Origin of the sequence: Tissierella praeacuta (assembly GCF_040396155.1) — a bacterium.
In the GTDB taxonomy this organism is placed as follows: Bacteria; Bacillota; Clostridia; order Tissierellales; family Tissierellaceae; genus Tissierella; species Tissierella praeacuta_A.
Genome location: NZ_JBEBOY010000006.1, coordinates 49,469 through 68,967 on the forward strand (window position 1 = coordinate 49,469; position 19,499 = coordinate 68,967).

The 19,499-nt window shown below is 34.6% G+C and carries 22 protein-coding genes and 1 other annotated feature (1 of these 23 cut by a window edge); all 22 genes read right to left on the reverse strand.

The annotated features are described in order from the left end of the window. Nucleotides 1–4: 4 nt before the first annotated feature. The 22 genes from rplX to rplJ all read right to left on the reverse strand — a co-directional run bounded on the left by rplX (nt 5) and on the right by rplJ (nt 19,439). Nucleotides 5–319 (reverse strand): 50S ribosomal protein L24, encoded by a 315-nt coding sequence (gene rplX, locus ABWP20_RS04645; protein ID WP_353094215.1) that lies wholly within the window; start codon nt 317–319, stop codon nt 5–7. Nucleotides 320–334: 15 nt separating this feature from the next. Beyond that, nucleotides 335–703 (reverse strand): 50S ribosomal protein L14, encoded by a 369-nt coding sequence (gene rplN / locus ABWP20_RS04650; RefSeq protein WP_072976877.1) that lies wholly within the window; start codon nt 701–703, stop codon nt 335–337. A gap of 29 nt (nt 704–732) precedes the next feature. Then, nucleotides 733–987, reverse strand: a complete 255-nt coding sequence (gene rpsQ, locus ABWP20_RS04655; protein WP_072976875.1) for a 30S ribosomal protein S17 — start codon at nt 985–987, stop codon at nt 733–735. 6 nt (nt 988–993) lie between these two features. Then, nucleotides 994–1,200, reverse strand: a complete 207-nt coding sequence (gene rpmC, locus ABWP20_RS04660) for a 50S ribosomal protein L29 (protein ID WP_072976872.1) — start codon at nt 1,198–1,200, stop codon at nt 994–996. Beyond that, entirely contained in the window at nt 1,190–1,633 is a 444-nt protein-coding gene (gene rplP / locus ABWP20_RS04665) for a 50S ribosomal protein L16 (RefSeq protein WP_353094217.1), read from the reverse strand. The genes rpmC and rplP overlap by 11 nt, the downstream gene beginning before the upstream one ends. Before the next feature lie 30 nt (nt 1,634–1,663). After that, on the reverse strand, nt 1,664–2,332 hold the full coding sequence (gene rpsC, locus ABWP20_RS04670) for a 30S ribosomal protein S3 (RefSeq protein WP_353094219.1): 669 nt from the start codon (nt 2,330–2,332) through the stop codon (nt 1,664–1,666). Between the two features lie 17 nt (nt 2,333–2,349). Continuing rightward, complete coding sequence (rplV, locus tag ABWP20_RS04675; RefSeq protein ID WP_353094221.1) at nt 2,350–2,685, reverse strand: 50S ribosomal protein L22; 336 nt, start codon at nt 2,683–2,685, stop codon at nt 2,350–2,352. Nucleotides 2,686–2,705: 20 nt separating this feature from the next. Beyond that, nucleotides 2,706–2,990 carry a 30S ribosomal protein S19 gene (gene rpsS, locus ABWP20_RS04680; RefSeq protein WP_353094223.1) on the reverse strand — a complete coding sequence of 95 codons (285 nt, stop codon included), beginning with the start codon at nt 2,988–2,990 and terminating at the stop codon, nt 2,706–2,708. A 26-nt stretch (nt 2,991–3,016) separates the two neighbouring features. Further along, nucleotides 3,017–3,847: a 50S ribosomal protein L2 gene (gene rplB, locus ABWP20_RS04685; protein ID WP_353094225.1), complete on the reverse strand. Its 831-nt coding sequence runs from the start codon at nt 3,845–3,847 to the stop codon at nt 3,017–3,019. 25 nt (nt 3,848–3,872) lie between these two features. Further along, the gene (rplW, locus tag ABWP20_RS04690) at nt 3,873–4,166 is read right to left on the reverse strand and encodes a 50S ribosomal protein L23 (protein WP_353094227.1); all 294 of its coding nucleotides are present in this window, start codon (nt 4,164–4,166) and stop codon (nt 3,873–3,875) included. After that, nucleotides 4,166–4,789, reverse strand: coding sequence for a 50S ribosomal protein L4 (rplD, locus tag ABWP20_RS04695; RefSeq protein WP_353094229.1), 624 nt, complete (start codon nt 4,787–4,789; stop codon nt 4,166–4,168). The genes rplW and rplD overlap by 1 nt, the downstream gene beginning before the upstream one ends. Before the next feature lie 27 nt (nt 4,790–4,816). Further along, nucleotides 4,817–5,443 carry a 50S ribosomal protein L3 gene (gene rplC / locus ABWP20_RS04700; RefSeq protein WP_353094231.1) on the reverse strand — a complete coding sequence of 209 codons (627 nt, stop codon included), beginning with the start codon at nt 5,441–5,443 and terminating at the stop codon, nt 4,817–4,819. A gap of 55 nt (nt 5,444–5,498) precedes the next feature. Then, nucleotides 5,499–5,816 (reverse strand): 30S ribosomal protein S10, encoded by a 318-nt coding sequence (gene rpsJ / locus ABWP20_RS04705; RefSeq protein ID WP_072976851.1) that lies wholly within the window; start codon nt 5,814–5,816, stop codon nt 5,499–5,501. Nucleotides 5,817–6,157: 341 nt separating this feature from the next. Continuing rightward, complete coding sequence (gene tuf / locus ABWP20_RS04710; protein ID WP_353094233.1) at nt 6,158–7,351, reverse strand: elongation factor Tu; 1,194 nt, start codon at nt 7,349–7,351, stop codon at nt 6,158–6,160. A 25-nt stretch (nt 7,352–7,376) separates the two neighbouring features. Beyond that, complete coding sequence (gene fusA / locus ABWP20_RS04715) at nt 7,377–9,446, reverse strand: elongation factor G (protein ID WP_353094235.1); 2,070 nt, start codon at nt 9,444–9,446, stop codon at nt 7,377–7,379. A gap of 57 nt (nt 9,447–9,503) precedes the next feature. Beyond that, on the reverse strand, nt 9,504–9,974 hold the full coding sequence (gene rpsG / locus ABWP20_RS04720; protein ID WP_353094237.1) for a 30S ribosomal protein S7: 471 nt from the start codon (nt 9,972–9,974) through the stop codon (nt 9,504–9,506). A gap of 118 nt (nt 9,975–10,092) precedes the next feature. Continuing rightward, the gene (gene rpsL, locus ABWP20_RS04725) at nt 10,093–10,515 is read right to left on the reverse strand and encodes a 30S ribosomal protein S12 (RefSeq protein WP_353094239.1); all 423 of its coding nucleotides are present in this window, start codon (nt 10,513–10,515) and stop codon (nt 10,093–10,095) included. Between the two features lie 28 nt (nt 10,516–10,543). Continuing rightward, on the reverse strand, nt 10,544–10,786 hold the full coding sequence (locus ABWP20_RS04730) for a ribosomal L7Ae/L30e/S12e/Gadd45 family protein (RefSeq protein WP_353094241.1): 243 nt from the start codon (nt 10,784–10,786) through the stop codon (nt 10,544–10,546). A 108-nt stretch (nt 10,787–10,894) separates the two neighbouring features. Then, nucleotides 10,895–14,422: a DNA-directed RNA polymerase subunit beta' gene (gene rpoC, locus ABWP20_RS04735; protein WP_353094242.1), complete on the reverse strand. Its 3,528-nt coding sequence runs from the start codon at nt 14,420–14,422 to the stop codon at nt 10,895–10,897. A gap of 75 nt (nt 14,423–14,497) precedes the next feature. Then, nucleotides 14,498–18,250, reverse strand: coding sequence for a DNA-directed RNA polymerase subunit beta (gene rpoB, locus ABWP20_RS04740; protein ID WP_353094244.1), 3,753 nt, complete (start codon nt 18,248–18,250; stop codon nt 14,498–14,500). Between the two features lie 245 nt (nt 18,251–18,495). After that, complete coding sequence (gene rplL, locus ABWP20_RS04745) at nt 18,496–18,882, reverse strand: 50S ribosomal protein L7/L12 (protein ID WP_353094246.1); 387 nt, start codon at nt 18,880–18,882, stop codon at nt 18,496–18,498. A 29-nt stretch (nt 18,883–18,911) separates the two neighbouring features. Continuing rightward, complete coding sequence (gene rplJ / locus ABWP20_RS04750; RefSeq protein ID WP_353094248.1) at nt 18,912–19,439, reverse strand: 50S ribosomal protein L10; 528 nt, start codon at nt 19,437–19,439, stop codon at nt 18,912–18,914. Between the two features lie 18 nt (nt 19,440–19,457). Then, nucleotides 19,458–19,499, reverse strand: a sequence feature (ribosomal protein L10 leader region) (it continues 94 nt past the right edge of the window).

Consider the following 19,499-nt stretch of genomic DNA (forward strand, 5'->3'; position numbering starts at 1 on the left):
TAAACTATTTATCTAGAACTTCTCCACATTTTTTACACACTCTTACTTTGTTTCCATCAGCTAGTAAGCTATGACCAACTCTTACTCCAGTTTTATCTTTTTCACAATAATACATCACATTTGATACATTTATTGCGCCTTCCATTTTAACTATTCCGCCTGGAGCTGTAGGTCCTTGTGCTTTTTTATGTTTTGTAAGCATGTTTACGCCTTCAACTATTACTTTATTTTCTTTAGGTAATACTCTTAGTACTTTCCCTTTTTTGCCTTTATCTTTTCCAGCAATAACAACTACTGTGTCTCCACTCTTTACATGCATGCTTTACACCTCCTCCTATAGTACTTCCGGTGCCAAGGATATTATTTTCATAAAGTTTCCTCTTCTAAGCTCCCTAGTAACAGGTCCAAATATACGAGTACCTACTGGGTTCTTGTCATCTTTTATAATAACAGCGGCATTATCATCGAATTTGATATAAGAACCATCATTTCTTCTAACTCCATGTTTAGTTCTTACAACAACAGCTTTTACTACCTCGCCTTTTTTAACAACTCCGCCTGGTGTTGCTGTTTTAACGGTACAAATTACTATATCTCCAACCCTAGCATATTTCTTATTTGTTCCACCTAATACTCTAATAACTAATACTTCTTTAGCACCTGAATTATCAGCTATTCTCATACGGCTTTCCGTTTGAATCATTCGAATACCTCCCTTCCAAGTTAAAAGGACTATTTAGCCTTTTCTACTATATTTACTACTCTCCATCTTTTATCTTTACTAAGTGGTCTGGTTTCCATTATTTTAACGATATCGCCAACTCCACACTCATTATTCTCATCATGAGCTTTAAACTTAGTGGTCTTCCTTATTTGTTTCTTATATAAAGGATGTGTTACGAAAGTCTCAACAGCAACAACTACAGTTTTATCCATCTTATCACTTACAACATTGCCTATTCTAACCTTACGATTACCTCTTTCCATCTAAGATTAAACCTCCTTTCCTATACCTAATTCTCGTTCTCTAACTATTGTTTTAACACGAGCTATATCTTTTCTAACTGCTTTTATTCGTAATGGATTATCTAATTGACCAGTAGCCAATTGAAATCTTAAGTTGAATAATTCAGCTTTTAACTCTGTTAGCTTATTATTTAATTCTACTTCTGATAATTGGCGTACTTCCTTAATCTTCATTAGCTTCACCACCCTTTTCTTGCGATTCCTCACGAGTAACGAACTTTGTCTTTATTGACAATTTATGTGCAGCAAGTCTCATTGCTTCTCTAGCATCTTCCTCTGATACTCCACCCATTTCAAATAAAATTCTACCTGGTTTAACTACTGCTACCCAATACTCAGGTGAACCTTTTCCTGAACCCATACGTGTTTCAGCAGGTTTTTCCGTTACTGGTTTGTCTGGGAATACTTTAATCCAAACATTACCGCCTCTTTTTACATATCTTGTCATAGCTCTTCTTGCAGCCTCTATTTGATTGGAAGTAATCCAAGTTGGTTCTAACGCTTGTAAACCGAATTCTCCATAAGTAATTGTATTTCCACGATTAGCCTTACCTTTCATTCTTCCTCTATGAACTCTACGATATTTTACTCTTTTAGGCATTAACATTTTATTTTCCTCCTTCCTACGGAATTTATCCTATTCTTTTACAGTTTTCTCTACTTTTTCTACCTTCTTAGTAGGAAGAACTTCACCTTTATATAACCATACTTTTACTCCAAGCTTACCATAAGTAGTATCTGCCTCAGCAAATCCATAATCTATGTCAGCTCTTAATGTTTGTAGAGGTATTGTCCCTTCACTATACCCTTCAGTTCTGGCCATATCTGCTCCACCAAGTCTTCCTGATACTGAAGTTTTAATTCCTTTTCCACCAGCTCTCATAGTTCTTTGGATTGCTTGTTTCATTGCTCTTCTGAATGAAACCCTTCTCTCAAGTTGAGAAGCAATATTTTCAGCAACTAATTGAGCATTTAATTCTGGAATTTTAATTTCTTCAACATTTACAACTACAGACTTTTTAGTCATTTTTTCAATATCTAATCTTAATTCCTCTACTCCAGAACCACCTTTACCTATAACCATTCCTGGTTTAGCTGTGAATACTGTAAGTTTAATTCTATTAGCAGCTCTTTCAATTTCAATTTTAGAAATACCAGAGATGAATAGTTTTCTCTTAACAAATTCACGTATTTTATTGTCTTCCACTAAATATTCATTAAAAGTCTTTTTATCAGCGTACCATTTTGAATCCCAATCTTTAATTATTCCGACCCTTAAACCATGTGGGTTAACCTTTTGACCCATTAACTATCCCTCCTTTTCTAGTCTCTTTCTTTTACAGTTACTCCTATATGACTACTTCTTTTTAATATTGGATAAGCGCTACCTCTCGCTTTAGGTCTAAATCTTTTCATATGTGGACCATCATTTGCGTAGGCATCAGCTACAAAAAGATTATCTCTATCCATATTGAAGTTATTTTCAGCATTAGCAATTGCAGATGTTAAAACCTTTTCAAGAACTCTTGCACCCTTTTTAGGTGTAAATCTTAAGATTGATAAAGCTTCATCTACTTGTTTGCCTCTGATTTCTTTACATATGAAATTTACCTTTAATGGTGAAATTCGTACATATTTGGCTATAGCTCTAGCTTCCACTATATTTCCCTCCTTCTCCTTTATCTTACACCAGATGACCTTTCGTTTTTATCAACATGAGATCTAAAAGTTCTCGTTGGAACAAACTCACCCAGCTTGTGACCTACCATATCTTCAGTAATATATATAGGGACGTGTTTTCTTCCGTCATGTACAGCTATTGTATGACTAACCATTTCTGGAAATATAGTTGAACGACGTGACCATGTTTTAATAACTTTTTTATCATTATTTTTATTTAACTCTTCTACTTTTTTAAGAAGATGGTCATCACAAAAGGGTCCTTTTTTAAGAGATCTACCCATGATTACTCCTCCTTTCAGATATTTAACTACTTAGTTCTTCTTCTTACAATATATTTGTCTGATTTCTTGTTTTTCTTTCTAGTCTTTAATCCCATTGCAGGTTTACCCCATGGAGTTAATGGTGCAGGCATACCTATAGGTGCTCTACCTTCTCCACCACCATGTGGATGGTCTACAGGGTTCATTACACTACCTCTAACTGTTGGTCTAATACCCATATGTCTAGATCTACCAGCTTTACCTATTGTAATAAGCTCATGAGATATATTTCCTACTTGACCAATTGTTGCACGGCAGTTAAGTCTAACTAGTCTAAATTCTCCTGAAGGAAGTCTTAGTTGTGCAAACTCTCCTTCTTTTGCCATTAATTGTGCTGATGCACCAGCAGATCTTACAAGCTGACCACCTTTTCCTGGCTGTAACTCTACATTGTGAACATTTGTACCAACTGGAATATCTTTTAATTCCAATGCATTACCAGTTTTTATATCAGCATTTTCACCGGATTCTATTATATCCCCAACTTTTAAGTTATGAGGGGCTAAAATATATCTTTTCTCACCATCAACATAATTAATAAGCGCTATATTAGCTGTTCTATTTGGGTCATATTCAATAGCAGCAACACGACCTGGTATACCATCTTTATTTCTTTTAAAGTCTATTATTCTATATTTTCTTTTAGCTCCACCACCCCTATGGCGAATAGTTATTCTACCTTGTGAGTTTCTTCCACCACTTCTATTTAAGTTAATAAGTAGTGATTTTTCTGGTTCTTTTTTTGTTATCTCTTCAAATGTAGAAACTGTCATCTGTCTAAGTGCAGGGGAAGTTGCTTTAAATTTTCTAACGCTCATCGTTTTCCCTCCTTCTATGAAATTTCTATTCCATTCCCTCGAAGAATTCTATTCTCTTAGAATCTTCCGTTAATTTCACTATGGCTTTCTTCCAATCTGGTCTCTTACCTGAATTCATTCCTTGTCTTTTTATTTTGCCAAGCATATTCATTACACTAACTTTTTCAACTTTTACACCAAATATAGTTTCAATAGCTTTTTTTACTTCAGCTTTATTTGTTCTTTTATCAACAACAAAAGTATACTTGCCATATGCCATATCATCCATACTTCTCTCAGTTATTATTGGTCTGATGATAATATCGTGTGGATTACGCATTATGCATACACCTCCTCCACTTTTCTTACTGCATCCTTAGTTATAATAAATGAATTATATTTTAATATATCATAAACATTTAATGTATTAACAAGAGCAGTTTGTACATTCGGAATGTTATTTGCTGATTTTATAACATTTGCATTCTTTTCTCCCATAACTATTAAAGCTTTCTTATCTGCATTTATTTTATTTAAGAAATTAGCCATATCTTTAGTTTTTGGAGCATCAAGGTTTATTTCATCTATTACGATTATTTCATTTTGTAAAACCTTTGAAGTTAATGCAGATTTCATTGCAAGTCTCTTAACTTTTTTAGGCACACTGTAGCTGTAATCTCTTGGCTTTGGTGCAAACGTAACTCCACCACCTGTGAAATGTGGCGCTCTAATACTACCTTGACGAGCTCTACCTGTACCTTTTTGTCTCCAAGGTTTTCTACCGCCGCCTCTTACCTCTGCTCTAGTTTTAACAGATTGTGTTCCTTGTCTTTTATTAGCAAGTTGATTTTTTACAACTTCATAAACTACATGTTGGTTTACTTCAATCCCAAATATACTATCATTTAATTCAATTTCTCCTACTTGTTCTCCTAACATGTTATAAACATTTACCTTAGGCATTTTGCATCCTCCTTTCCGACGTAATTATTACTTTTTAACCGTTTCTTTTATAGTTACTATTCCTTTTTTAGGTCCTGGAACTGAGCCTTTTATAAGGATTAGATTATTATCAGCATCTACTCTAACTACTTCAAGGTTTTGTACAGTTACTCTTTCATTTCCCATTCTGCCCATCATTCTATGGCCTTTAAATACTCTTCCTGGGTAAGTACCTGCAGACATACCACCTGGCATTCTATGGAATTTAGAACCATGTGTTTCTCTTCCTCTACCAAATCCATGTCTCTTTATAACGCCTTGTGTTCCTTTACCTTTTGAAATACCAATAACATCAATTAGGTCACCTTCAGCAAATACATCTGCTTTTATTTCTTGACCTATTTCATATTCATCTGGATTCTCTACTTTAAATTCTTTCAAATATTTCTTATATGCTACATTTCCTTTATTAAAATGACCTTTTATAGGTTTGTTTATTCTTTGTTCCTTTATATCTTGAAATCCAACTTGGATTGCATTATATCCATCTATTTCAACAGTTTTCTTTTGAACAACAACTAAAGGGCCAGCCTCAACAACTGTTACTGGAACTACAGACCCATCTTCTTTGAAAATTTGAGTCATTCCAATTTTTCTTCCTATTATGTTTTTCATTACTACACCTCCTATTATATTACAGCGGATTACCATAGGTAATCATATAAATATCTTATGATCTAATTTCAATATCCACTCCAGCAGGTAAATTCAATTTCATAAGTGAATCCACAGTCTTTTGATTAGGATTTAAGATATCGATTAATCTCTTATGAGTTCTTTGCTCGAATTGCTCTCTAGAGTCTTTGTACTTATGAACTGCTCTTAGTATTGTGATTATTTCTTTCTCTGTTGGTAGAGGTACTGGACCTGACACAGTCGCACCCGTCCTCTTAGCAGTCTCAACTATTCTTTGAGCTGATGCATCCAAAAGTTCATGATCATAAGCCTTTAACCTAATTCTTATTTTTTGTTTACCATTGTTTGACATTTAATTCCCTCCTTCTATCGCATGCTGTTTTTTACATGCGACTTGGCGTTGCCGATACACACCTCCGGGTGTGTTGCTATTTTTTAAATAAGCAACGGCAATCCCAGTCGCCCGATTTATAACCGGACATTCTCAGCAAAAATTCCCTGTTTAAAATCAGCCACCTTTTGCGTCATCGCAATGTCTAAAATTGAACACTAATACATTTTATAATAAACCTAATGAAAACTCAAGCTTTTTTTTAAATAAACTTAAGTTTTTTAAGTTTTCTTATATATTTTTAGAGATTAGCAGGGGCCCTTCATTTTTCGGGTCCCTGCCTTTATATCTAAACTTAAAAATTATTCAAGAACTTTAGTTACAACTCCAGATCCTACTGTTCTTCCACCTTCACGAATTGAGAATCTTAGTCCTTCTTCTATAGCTATTGATGTGATTAGTTCTATAGTAAACTTTGCGTTATCTCCTGGCATTACCATTTCTACGCCTTCTTCTAATTGGATATTTCCTGTTACGTCTGTTGTTCTAAAATAGAATTGTGGTCTATATCCGTTAAAGAATGGTGTATGTCTTCCACCCTCTTCTTTTGATAATACATATACTTCTGACTCAAATTTTAGATGTGGGTTTATTGATTTTGGTTTTGCTAGTACTTGGCCTCTTTCGATTTCGTTTCTTTGAACTCCTCTTAAAAGCGCTCCTATGTTGTCTCCTGCTTGTGCTTCATCAAGTAGTTTTCTAAACATTTCTACTCCTGTTACTACTACTTGTCTTGCTTCTTCTGCTAATCCAACGATTTCTACTGTATCGCCTGTTTTTACTACTCCTCTTTCTACTCTTCCTGTTGCTACTGTTCCTCTTCCTGTGATTGAGAATACGTCTTCTACTGGCATTAAGAATGGTTTGTCTGTATCTCTTTCTGGTTGTGGAACGTATGCGTCTACTTCTTCCATTAGTTTAACTATTTTGTCTCCCCATGGTCCGTCTGGTTCTTCTATTGCCTTTAATGCTGAACCTACTACGATTGGTGTATTGTCTCCGTCGAAATCATATTCGGATAGTAATTCTCTTACTTCCATTTCTACTAATTCGATTAATTCTTCGTCATCTACCATGTCTTGTTTGTTTAAGAATACTACTATCTTTGGTACTCCTACGTTTCTTGATAATAGAATATGTTCTCTTGTTTGTGGCATTGGACCATCTGCTGCTGATACTACTAAGATTGCTCCATCCATTTGTGCTGCTCCTGTTATCATGTTCTTTACATAGTCAGCATGGCCTGGGCAGTCTACGTGTGCATAGTGACGGTTTGCTGTTTCATATTCTACGTGAGATGTGGAAATTGTTATTCCTCTTTCTCTTTCTTCTGGTGCTTTATCTATGTTGTCATAGCTTATTGCTTCTCCTGAGCCAAATCTTTTGTTTAATACCATTGTAATTGCTGCTGTTAATGTTGTTTTACCATGGTCTACGTGTCCTATTGTCCCTATATTTACATGGGGTTTTGTTCTTTCAAATTTTGCTTTTGCCATTTCAATTTTCCTCCTTAATTATAGATTATTTCTTACCTGTAATTTTCTCTGCAATACTATTCGGCACTGATTCATAGTGATCAAATTGCATAGAAAATACTCCTCTACCTTGAGTATTAGAACGAAGGTCAGTTGCATATCCAAACATTTCTGATAGCGGCACGAATCCTCTAATTACTTGAGCACCGCTTCTTAATTCCATTCCTTCTATTCTACCTCTTCTAGAGTTAATATCTCCTATAACATCACCCATATACTCTTCTGGTACTATTACTTCTACCCTCATCATTGGTTCAAGTAATGTAGGTTTAGCTTTTGCAATAGCTGCTCTAACACCCATAGATCCAGCTATCTTAAATGCCATCTCTGAAGAGTCTACATCATGATATGATCCATCATAAAGAGTAACTTTTATATCTAACACTGGGTAACCTCCGATAACACCTGATTCCAAGGCTTCTTGAATTCCGCCATCTATAGCATTGATGTATTCCTTAGGTATTGCTCCTCCTACTATAGCATTTACGAATTCATAACCCGAACCCGGTTCTTGAGGTTCTACTTTTAATTTTACGTGACCGTATTGTCCACGACCACCGGATTGTCTTACATACTTACCTTCTGCTTCTGCAGCAGTTTGGATAGATTCTTTATACGCTACCTGTGGACTACCAACATTTGCTTCTACCTTGAATTCTCTAAGAAGTCTATCTACAATTATCTCTAGGTGAAGTTCACCCATTCCAGCGATTATTGTTTGACCTGTTTCTTCATCAGTATAAGTTTTAAATGTTGGGTCTTCCTCAGCTAACTTTGCTAAGGCAGTAGCCATTTTATCTTGAGATGCCTTTGTTTTTGGTTCTATAGCTACGTGAATAACCGGTTCTGGGAATTCCATAGTTTCTAAAACTATTGGATGTATATCATCAGATAAAGTATCTCCTGTAGAAGTATCCTTTAATCCTACAGCAGCTGCTATATCTCCTGCGAATACTTCATCAACCTCTTCTCTTTTGTTAGCATGCATAAGCAATATTCTACCAATTCTTTCTCTCTTACCTTTGCTAGTGTTTTGTACATAACTGCCAGCTTTAAGGCTACCCGAATATACTCTAAAATATGCAAGTTTTCCTATAAAAGGATCTGATACAATTTTAAATGCTAATGCTGAAAATGGTTCATCATCTGAAGATATTCTTTCTTCCTCTTCTTCAGAATTTAATCCCATACCTTTTATTGGTGGTATGTCTAATGGAGAAGGTAAATAATCAACTATAGCATCTAATAGAGGCTGTACTCCCCTATTTTTATAAGAAGAACCGCATAGAACAGGTGTTATTTCTACTTTATTAGTTGCTGTTCTAATACCTCTCATAAGCTCTTCTGTAGTTATTTCCTCTCCCTCTAAATACTTCATCATTAATTCTTCATCGTGTTCAGCTACATTCTCAAGTAAATTTTCTCTATATTCTTTGGCTAAATCTAACATATCAGATGGTATTTCTGTTATTTCAAGATCTTCACCTAGATCATCCTTGTAAATTCTAGCATTCATATTAACTAGGTCAACTACTCCTAAAAAGCCTTCTTCTTTTCCAATTGGTAATTGTATAGGTACTGGATTGGCCTTAAGTCTATCTTTAATCATTCCTACTGCCCTATAGAAGTCTGCTCCAAAAATATCCATTTTGTTAACAAATGCTAATCTAGGTACATGATATTTATCTGCTTGCCTCCAAACAGTTTCAGATTGAGGTTCAACTCCACCCTTAGCGCAGAATAAAGCTACTGCACCATCAAGGACGCGTAATGATCTTTCTACTTCTACAGTGAAATCCACGTGTCCTGGTGTATCAATAACATTAACTCTATGTTCTCTCCACATACATGTAGTTGCAGCAGATGTAATTGTAATTCCTCTTTCTTGTTCTTGTTCCATCCAATCCATTTGGGCAGCGCCCTCATGGGTTTCTCCTATTTTGTGTATCTTACCAGTGTAAAATAAAATTCTCTCTGTGGTGGTTGTTTTTCCTGCATCAATATGAGCCATTATGCCGATGTTTCTAGTTTTTTCCAATGAAATTTGTCTTGGCACAATTTTTCCTCCTTCTTCTTGATTCTTAGTCCCCCTCCACACAATAAAAACGATATATTACCATCTGTAGTGTGCGAAAGCTTTATTAGCTTCAGCCATCTTGTGAGTATCTTCTCTTTTCTTAACACTTGCTCCCATACTATTTGAAGCATCTAAGATTTCTTTTGCTAATTTTTCAACCATAGTTTTTTCTCCTCTTTTTCTTGAATAGTCTACTAACCATCTAAGACCAAGAGTTTCTCTTCTATCTGCTCTTACTTCTATTGGCACTTGATAAGTTGCTCCCCCAATACGTCTTGCCTTTACTTCTAGTACAGGCATGATATTGTTCATAGCTTTATAGAATACTTCTAGTGCATCTTCATTAGTTTTTTCTTGAATGTAATCAAAAGCTCCATAAACTATGCTTTGGGCAGTTCCTTTCTTGCCATCTAACATAATTCCATTAATTAATTTAGTTACTACCACATCATTATAAATAGGATCTGGCATAACTTCTCTCTTTGGTACATGTCCTTTTCTTGGCACTTTACTTCCCTCCTTAACTATATAAAGTCGATTCATTGGTACTCGACAAATTATTTTGCCGTACCGCGCCAAAATGCATATATATCAACGGATTATAATCCTGCATTTTAAGCAATTGTTATTTCTTGTTAGCCTTTGGCTTCTTAGCACCATATTTAGATCTGCTTTGCATTCTTTTGTCAACGCCAGAAGCATCTAAGGTACCTCTAACAATATGGTATCTAACACCCGGAAGGTCTTTAACTCTTCCACCTCTTATTAGAACAACACTATGTTCTTGTAAGTTGTGTCCAATTCCTGGGATATATGCTGCAACTTCTTCACCATTAGTAAGTCTTACCCTAGCAACCTTTCTTAAAGCTGAGTTAGGTTTCTTAGGTGTAACTGTTCTAACAGCAACACATACTCCCCTTTTTTGTGGTGAGTTAACTTCAGTTTCCTTCTTTTTTAGAGTGTTTAGATTCACTCCTAAAGCAGGAGATTTTGATTTATAAACAACTTTATCTCTGCCTCTTTTAATTAATTGGTTAATGGTTGGCATTAAGGCACCTCCTTCTATTTTTTATATATTATTTTACTAACGCAGCAGTTGCTGCATTAACATCAATACCACAAGCATTTCCTAAACTTTTCATATCATCAACATAAATAACTTGAATATGTTTATTAATGCAAATGTCTTTAATCTCGTCTGTAACCTTATCTTCTGCATCTTTAGCTATAAAGACTGCCTCAACATCTTTAGAGCTCAAGGCTCTTTTTACTTGTTTGACACCAACAATCTTATTGTCAGCATTGAGTTTTGATAGCATAAAACCTTCCCTCCTTTAAACACTTTAAAGATTATGTGGACTAAAGTCCACATAATCTTTATGTCATCCAGAGTATTCTCTAAGTTTACACACTAATACATTTTATCATCAGTTATTTTCACTGTCAACATTTAATTCTTCTAAAATTTGAATATTTTCATCTCCTACGACTTCAATGTTTCTATATCTCTTCATTCCTGTCCCTGCTGGAATAAGTTTTCCAATGATAACATTTTCTTTAAGTCCTAGAAGAAAATCTTCCTTACCTTCAATTGCAGCTTGTGTTAAAACCCTAGTGGTTTCTTGGAATGAAGCTGCTGATAAAAATGAATCAGTAGCTAGAGAAGCTTTTGTAATACCTAATAAAGTTTTCCTTCCTACTGCTGGCTCTAATTCTTCTTCAGCAGCTATTCTATTATTTTCCTCAAATTCATGAGAATTTACCAAAGAACCAGGTAACATATGGGTATCTCCTGCATCCTCTACTTTTACCTTAGATAACATTTGTTTTACAATTATTTCAATATGTTTATCATTAATATCTACACCTTGTAACCTATAAACTCTCTGAACTTCCTTAACTAAATAGTTTTGAACTCCTTGAACTCCTTTAATTTTAAGGATATCATGAGGATTTACAGAACCATCTGTTAGTTCATCACCTGCTTCAACTATATCTCCAGGTCTTACTTTCAACCTAGATCCATAAACTATATTATAATTCATAGATTCTCCATTAGGCGAAGTGATGATAACTTCTTTTTTCCTCTTACTTTCTTCTATACTAACGGTTCCTGAGTTTTCTGCAATTACCGCAAGTCCTTTCGGTTTTCTTGCTTCAAATAATTCTTCAACTCTAGGTAAACCCTGAGTAATATCTGCTCCAGCAACTCCTCCTGTATGGAATGTACGCATTGTAAGCTGTGTACCCGGTTCACCGATTGACTGAGCTGCAATAATTCCAACAGCTTCACCTATATTTACTTCATCGCCTGTTGCTAAGTTTCTTCCATAGCAATGAGCACATACTCCATGTTTAGCTTTACATCCTAATACAGAACGTACCTTAACTTCTGTTATACCAACTTTTTCAATTAATTCTGCTTGAGAATCTGAAATCATTTCATTTGCCTTTACTATAACTTCTCCCGTTTCAGGATTTAATATATCTTCAAAGGCATATCTTCCATCAATTCTATCATGTAACTCTTCAATAACTTCTCTTCCATCTTTAAAAGGTTTAACCAATAAATATTCATCAGTTCCACAGTCTACTTCTCTAACTATAACATCTTGGCTTACGTCAACTAATCTTCTAGTTAAGTATCCTGAGTCTGCAGTTCTAAGAGCCGTGTCTGCCAATCCCTTACGAGAACCGTGAGTTGAAACGAAGAATTCCAATACACTAAGCCCTTCTCTAAAGTTTGATTTAATAGGAATTTCTATGGTTCTACCAGATGCAGATGCCATAAGTCCTCTCATGCCTGCCAACTGTCTAATTTGGTTTACACTACCTCTCGCACCTGATAAAGACATGATGTAAATATTATTCATTGGATCTAGTCCATCCATCAATCTATCAGTTAAATCATCAGTAGTTTTATTCCAAATTTCAATAACCTTTTCATATCTTTCATCATCTGATATAAGTCCTCTACGATAAGACCTCTCAAATTTATCAACTTGCTCTTGAGCTTTTGCCAAAAGTTCAGGTTTTGATTCTGGAACAAATATATCTCCCATGGAAATAGATATTGCTCCTATTGTTGAATAGTGGAAACCAGTTTCCTTAATATGGTCTAACACTGTTGCAGTAACTGCATTTCCATGTTTTCTAAAGCATTTCTCTATAATATTTCCTAATGTCTTTTTATTTACAACCATATCAACTTCTAATGAATATTTATCTTTAGTCCTATCTACAAATCCTAAATCTTGAGGTAAATGTTCATTTAATATAAATCTTCCAACTGTAGATTCAACTAGTATGCCTGTATTAGATTCATCTAATCCCGTTCTAACTTTTACCTTAGCATGTAATCCTACAGAACCATTATAATAAGCGTGTAACATTTCATCAAAATCTCTAAATATCATGCCTTCCCCAGGTTCTCCAGGAGATTCAAGAGATAAGTAATAAGCACCTAAAACCATATCTTGTGTAGGAGTAGTAATTGGTTTACCATCCTTTGGCGCAAGAATGTTATTAGTAGATAACATCAAAAGTCTTGCTTCCGCTTGTGCTTCTGTAGATAAAGGTACGTGTACCGCCATTTGGTCACCATCAAAGTCAGCATTATATGCTGTACATACTAAAGGATGCAATTTAATGGCCTTTCCTTCAACTAAAACAGGCTCAAATGCTTGTATTCCTAATCTATGAAGAGTCGGAGCCCTGTTTAGAAGTACTGGATGGTCTTTGATTACAGCGTCTAATACATCCCATACCTGTGGTTTTACTCTTTCAACCATTCTTTTAGCTGATTTTATATTATGAGCATGACCTTCTTCTACTAATTTTTTCATTACAAAAGGTTTAAATAACTCAAGAGCCATTTTCTTTGGTATACCACATTGATAGAATTTTAGATCAGGACCAACTACTATTACTGAACGTCCTGAATAGTCTACCCTTTTACCAAGTAGGTTTTGTCTAAATCTTCCTTGCTTACCTTTAAGCATATCTGATAGAGATTTTAAAGGTCTATTACCTGGACCTGTTACAGGTCTTCCTCTACGACCATTATCTATAAGAGCATCTACTGCTTCTTGAAGCATTCTCTTCTCATTTCTAACAATAATATCTGGCGCACCTAAATCTAATAGCCTTTTAAGTCTATTATTTCTATTTATAACTCTTCTATATAGATCATTTAAATCTGATGTCGCAAATCTTCCTCCATCTAGTTGTACCATTGGTCTAAGATCTGGAGGTATTACTGGGATAACATCTAATATCATCCATTCTGGTCTATTTCCTGATTTTCTAAATGCTTCTACGACCTCTAGTCTTCTTGTTATTCTTACCTTTTTTTGGCCCGAAGCATCTTTTAATTGTTGTCTTAATTCCTTTGATTCTTTATCTAAGTCAATTTTCTTCAACAACGCTTTTATCGCTTCTGCGCCCATCATAGCTTTAAATTTGTTATGATATTTCTCATAAGCCTCTCTATATTCTGTTTCTGTCAAAAGTTGTTTTTCATATAGAGAAGTATCTCCACCATCTATAACTACATAAGATGCAAAATATAATACTTTTTCCAAAGATCTTGGTGACATATCTAACAAAAGTCCCATTCTACTAGGAATTCCTTTAAAATACCATATATGAGATACAGGAGCCGCTAATTCAATATGTCCTAATCGCTCTCTACGAACCTTAGACTTTGTAACTTCTACCCCACATCTATCACATACTACACCTTTATATCTTACTCTCTTATATTTCCCACAATGACACTCCCAATCCTTTGTAGGTCCAAATATTTTTTCACAGAAAAGTCCTTCTTTTTCTGGTTTCAATGTTCTATAATTTATTGTCTCAGGTTTCTTTACTTCTCCTTTAGACCATTGTCTGATTTTCTCTGGTGAAGCCAGCCCAATTTTAATTGAATCAAATGTATTGAATTCAAACAAGGAGCATTCTCTCCTTTCTATAATAAAATTAAAGAATTTTTTGTTTCTAATTCCTCGGGCATAAAGCCCAAGGTCTTAAAAATCATCATAATCATCTTCTGCATCTTCATAATCATCTTCGTCAAGATCAATATTAATGTCCATATCTTCCTCTTCTTCTTCTAAAATAAAGCCCGTAGGTATGGCACTATCTGTTTTTTCCACGATTTCATTTTCATCGTCTTCAGTATCATCATCTTCGTCATCAGAAAATACTTTTTCTCCTGCTAATTCTTCACCCATAGCTTCTAAATCCGATAATTCACCATCTACCGATTCTTGAATTTCTATTTCCTGATTTTCTTCTGTTAATATCTTAATATCTAGTGATAAACTTTGAAGTTCTTTTATTAAAACTTTAAAGGATTCTGGAATACCAGGTTCAGGAATATTTTCACCCTTCACCACTGCCTCGTAAGTCTTAACTCTACCTACAATATCATCTGACTTAACAGTTAGTATTTCCTGTAGGGTATGAGCTGCTCCATATGCCTCAAGAGCCCAAACCTCCATCTCTCCAAACCTTTGCCCACCAAATTGAGCTTTTCCTCCTAATGGCTGTTGAGTAACTAGGGAATATGGTCCTGTTGATCTAGCGTGAATTTTATCATCAACAAGGTGATGCAACTTAAGCATATACATATATCCTACAGTAACTGGGTTATTAAATTCTTCTCCAGTTCTTCCATCTCTAAGGTAGATCTTACCATTTTCTGGATATCCTGCATCCCTTAAGGCTTGGATAATATCCTCTTCATTAGCACCATCAAATACTGGTGTAGCAACATGCCACCCTAACTTCTTGGCAGCAAGTCCTAGATGAACTTCCAATACTTGCCCTAGGTTCATACGAGAAGGTACTCCTAGTGGGTTTAAAACAATTTGGACTGGTGTCCCATCTGGTAAATAAGGCATATCTTCCTCTGGCATTATCCTAGAAACTACACCCTTATTTCCATGGCGTCCGCACATTTTATCTCCAACATTTATCTTTCTCTTAGTAGCTATATATACTCTTATCATTTGGTTAACGCCTGGTGGTAATTCATCTCCATTTTCTCTAGAGAAAATTTTAACATCCACTATAATACCTGCTTCACCATGAGGAACCCTAAGAGATGTATCTCTAACTTCTCTAGCTTTCTCACCAAATATAGCTCTAAGAAGTCTTTCCTCTGCAGTTAACTCAGTTTCTCCCTTAGGAGTTACTTTACCAACTAATATATCTCCAGATTTTACTTCCGCCCCTATTCTGATGATTCCTCTTTCATCTAGATCCTTTAGCATATCATCCCCTACATTAGGAATATCTCTAGTTATTTCTTCTGGGCCTAATTTAGTGTCTCTAGCCTCTGATTCATATTCTTCTATATGAACTGAAGTTAAAACATCTTCCATTACTAATTTTTCATTGATTAAAATAGCATCCTCATAGTTATAGCCTTCCCATGTCATAAAAGCTATTAAAATATTTTTACCTAATGCAATTTCTCCTAAGTTAGTACTTGGACCATCTGCTATTACTTGACCTTTCTCGATTCTTTCACCTTTCGATACAATAGGTCTTTGATTTATAGTAGTTCCTTGATTAGAACGTTTAAACTTCAACAATTTATATCTTTCTAACTTATTGTCTTCATCTTTTCTTATAACTATTTCTGCTGAACTTACTTTTTCTACAACTCCAGAATGATTAGATAAAACTACAGTTCCAGAGTCTTTGGCAGCCTTATACTCAATTCCAGTACCAATGACTGGAGATTCTGTTTTTAAAAGTGGTACGGCTTGCCTTTGCATGTTTGCACCCATCAGTGCTCTATTGGCATCATCGTTTTCTAAGAATGGAATCATCGCTGTACCTACAGATACAAGCTGTTTAGGCGAGACATCCATGTAATCAACTTCCTCGGTAGGGAATATATCTATAACTCCGCTTTTACCTCTTGCTATAACTCTTTTGCCTTTAATTTGTCCATCTTCTGTTAATTTTTCATTAGATTGGGCAATTATGAATTCATCTTCTACGTCAGCAGTTAAATAATGAATCTCCCCAGTTACTTTACCAGTACCTTTTTTAATCTTTCTATATGGTGATTCAATAAAACCATATTCATTAATTCTTGCATAAGTAGTCAGTGAAGTTATAAGTCCTATATTAGGTCCCTCTGGGGTTTCAATAGGACACATTCTACCATAGTGTGAGTTGTGAACATCTCTAACTTCAAAGCCTGCTCTATCACGACTAAGTCCTCCAGGTCCTAATGCAGACATTCTTCTTTTATGAGTTAATTCTGCCAATGGATTTGTCTGATCCATAAATTGAGATAACTGGCTACTACCAAAAAATTCTTTAATTGAAGCAACTACAGGTCTTATATTTATTAGATCTTGTGGTGTAACTACATCAATATCTTGTATCGTCATTCTTTCTCTAACTACTCTTTCCATACGAGATAAACCTATTCTAAATTGGTTTTGTAACAGTTCTCCAACTGATCTAAGTCTTCTATTCCCTAAATGGTCAATATCATCTGTACTGCCAATTCCATCAAATAGATTTAACTCATAGTTTATTGATGCAATAATATCATCTACAATAATATTTTTGGGCAATAGCTCTTTCATTCTGTCACTTATAGTCCCTTGTAATTCTTCCATGTTATCATAAGTATCTACTAATTCTTTCATTAAAGGATAGTATACTTTTTCTTTAATTCCCATTTCCTCTAGTGAAAATGGCAAATCAAATACCTTAGAATCAACAAAATTATTTCCTAAAACTCTTACTTTTCTTCCATCTTCTAATAATACATCTACTACATTTATGCCACTATTTTCAATTTCTATAGCTTGATCTCTAGTAATTTTTTCACCTTGGGGCACTAATATCTCCCCAGTTTCCATATTATATATATCATTAGCTGCTCTTTTTCCATATATTCTATTATATAAGGCTAATTTTTTATTAAATTTATATCTACCAACCTTAGCTAAATCATATCTTTTGGGGTCAAAAAATAAATTATTAATAAGAGTTCTAGCACTATCAACTGTAGGTGGTTCTCCAGGTCTTAATCTCTTATATATCTCGATTAATGCTTCTTCTTCATTAGTAGTGTTGTCTTTCTCTAATGTATTTAATACTTGTTCTGTTTCACCAAGCACCTCAATAATTTCCGAATTACTTTGAAGATTTAAAGCCCTAAGTAAAGTTGTAATAGGAACTTTTCTTGTTCTATCTACTCTGACATAAACAATATCATTAGAGTCTGATTCATATTCTAGCCAAGCTCCTCTATTTGGTATTAATGTAGAAGAATATAACCTCTTACCAGTTTTATCTATCTCTTCTACAAAATAAACTCCTGGAGATCTAACCAATTGGCTAACCACTACTCTCTCAGCACCATTAATAATAAATGTGCCCTTATCAGTCATCAAAGGTAAATCACCCATGAAAACTTCTTGCTCTTTTACCTCACCAGTTTCTTTATTAATGAGTCTAACCTTTACCTTTAGTGGTGCTGAATAATTAGCATCTCTTTCTCTTGCTTCATCTTCGTCATATTTAATATTTTCTCCAATATGGTAATCAACAAATTCTAATATAAGATTACCAGTATAGTCTTGAATAGGAGAAATATCTTCAAAAACCTCTTTAAGACCTTCCTTTAGAAACCATTCGTAAGAGGATTTCTGCACCTCAATTAAGTCAGGTAAGTCTAGCACTTCATCAATGCGTGAGTAACTCATCCTAACACGCTTTCCGTAGGTTACAGGATGTACCATCAACAATTCACCCCTTATTAAACTAAAATATCCAAAAGCATTAAATACTTTTGGTAAAACTTTCAAAAACAAATATATTATAATATTGTCATATATTTGAAAAATTATACAATAGACAATATTTTTCCCTATTATGCATTTAACTATGTTACCATAATGTAAATCTTATGTCAAGATTTTTTTATGTATTCTTAGAATAATAAAAGGCTTTCAATATATTGAAAGCCTTTTTTAATTCTAAATAACTATTTTACTTCTACTTGTGCTCCAACTTCTTCTAATTTAGCTTTGAAGCTGTCAGCTTCTTCTTTAGAAGCTCCTTCTTTAATTGCCTTTGGAGCGTTGTCTACTAATTCTTTAGCTTCTTTTAATCCTAAGCCAGTTATTTCTCTAACAACTTTGATAACTTTGATTTTTTCTCCGCCAGCTGATGTTAATACGACATCAAATTCTGATTTTTCTTCTGCTGCTGGAGCTGCTGCTCCTCCTGCTGCTGGAGCTGCTGCTACTGCCATTGGTGCAGCTGCACTTACTCCGAATTCTTCTTCTAATGCTTTAACTAATTCTGATAATTCTAATACAGTTAAATTTTTAACCTCTTCAATTAAATTTAATACTTTTTCACTTGCCATTTAATATATCCCTCCACAATAATTTTGTTTTAAGCTTCTTGTTTTTCTTGAATAGCATTAAGTACTACTGCAAGACCTCTAATTGTACCTTGAAGTACATTTGCAAATCCTTGAATTGGTGCATTCAATCCACCAAGTGCTTGAGCAACAAGTACTTCTCTTGGTGGTAAGCTAGCTAAATCTTTAACACCATTTACATCAATAACTTTGCCATCTACAATACCAGCTTTTATTTCTAGTTTATCATTTTCCTTAGCAAAATCAGATGTAATTTTAGCAACTTGAACTGGATCTTCATATCCAAAAGCAATAGCATTTGGTCCTTTTAAGAATTGATTAAATTCTTCTAATCCAGAATCTTTAAAAGCAAATCTCATCATAGTGTTTTTATAAACTTTATATTCAACACCAGCTTTTCTATATTGACTTCTCAATTCAGTTAATTGTTCAACATTAAGTCCTCTATAATCAACCACTACAACGGATTGAGCTCTACTAATTTTTTCTCTTATCTCTTCTACATTTTGACTTTTAGCCTTAAGGGTTTCTTCTCTCACTGACTTCACCTCCCAATAGGACGAATAAATAAAGATCTCTCCGTAGACACAGAGAGATCC

Bases quoted from the DNA above. Each gene is read 5' to 3' on its own strand.
- rplX (WP_353094215.1), bottom strand. From the start codon at position 319: ATGCATGTAAAGAGTGGAGACACAGTAGTTGTTATTGCTGGAAAAGAT.
- rpmC (WP_072976872.1), bottom strand. From the start codon at position 1,200: ATGAAGATTAAGGAAGTACGCCAATTATCAGAAGTAGAATTAAATAAT.
- rpsJ (WP_072976851.1), bottom strand. From the start codon at position 5,816: ATGTCAAACAATGGTAAACAAAAAATAAGAATTAGGTTAAAGGCTTAT.
- ABWP20_RS04730 (WP_353094241.1), bottom strand. From the start codon at position 10,786: ATGCTATCAAAACTCAATGCTGACAATAAGATTGTTGGTGTCAAACAA.
- rpsS (WP_353094223.1), bottom strand. From the start codon at position 2,990: ATGGGTAGATCTCTTAAAAAAGGACCCTTTTGTGATGACCATCTTCTT.
- rplP (WP_353094217.1), bottom strand. From the start codon at position 1,633: ATGTTAATGCCTAAAAGAGTAAAATATCGTAGAGTTCATAGAGGAAGA.
- rplL (WP_353094246.1), bottom strand. From the start codon at position 18,882: ATGGCAAGTGAAAAAGTATTAAATTTAATTGAAGAGGTTAAAAATTTA.
- rplW (WP_353094227.1), bottom strand. From the start codon at position 4,166: ATGCGTAATCCACACGATATTATCATCAGACCAATAATAACTGAGAGA.
- rplN (WP_072976877.1), bottom strand. From the start codon at position 703: ATGATTCAAACGGAAAGCCGTATGAGAATAGCTGATAATTCAGGTGCT.
- rpoB (WP_353094244.1), bottom strand. From the start codon at position 18,250: ATGGTACATCCTGTAACCTACGGAAAGCGTGTTAGGATGAGTTACTCA.
- rplD (WP_353094229.1), bottom strand. From the start codon at position 4,789: ATGCCTAAGGTAAATGTTTATAACATGTTAGGAGAACAAGTAGGAGAA.
- rplB (WP_353094225.1), bottom strand. From the start codon at position 3,847: ATGAGCGTTAGAAAATTTAAAGCAACTTCCCCTGCACTTAGACAGATG.
- rpsL (WP_353094239.1), bottom strand. From the start codon at position 10,515: ATGCCAACCATTAACCAATTAATTAAAAGAGGCAGAGATAAAGTTGTT.
- rpsC (WP_353094219.1), bottom strand. From the start codon at position 2,332: ATGGGTCAAAAGGTTAACCCACATGGTTTAAGGGTCGGAATAATTAAA.
- rpsQ (WP_072976875.1), bottom strand. From the start codon at position 987: ATGGAAAGAGGTAATCGTAAGGTTAGAATAGGCAATGTTGTAAGTGAT.
- rplC (WP_353094231.1), bottom strand. From the start codon at position 5,443: ATGAAAAACATAATAGGAAGAAAAATTGGAATGACTCAAATTTTCAAA.
- tuf (WP_353094233.1), bottom strand. From the start codon at position 7,351: ATGGCAAAAGCAAAATTTGAAAGAACAAAACCCCATGTAAATATAGGG.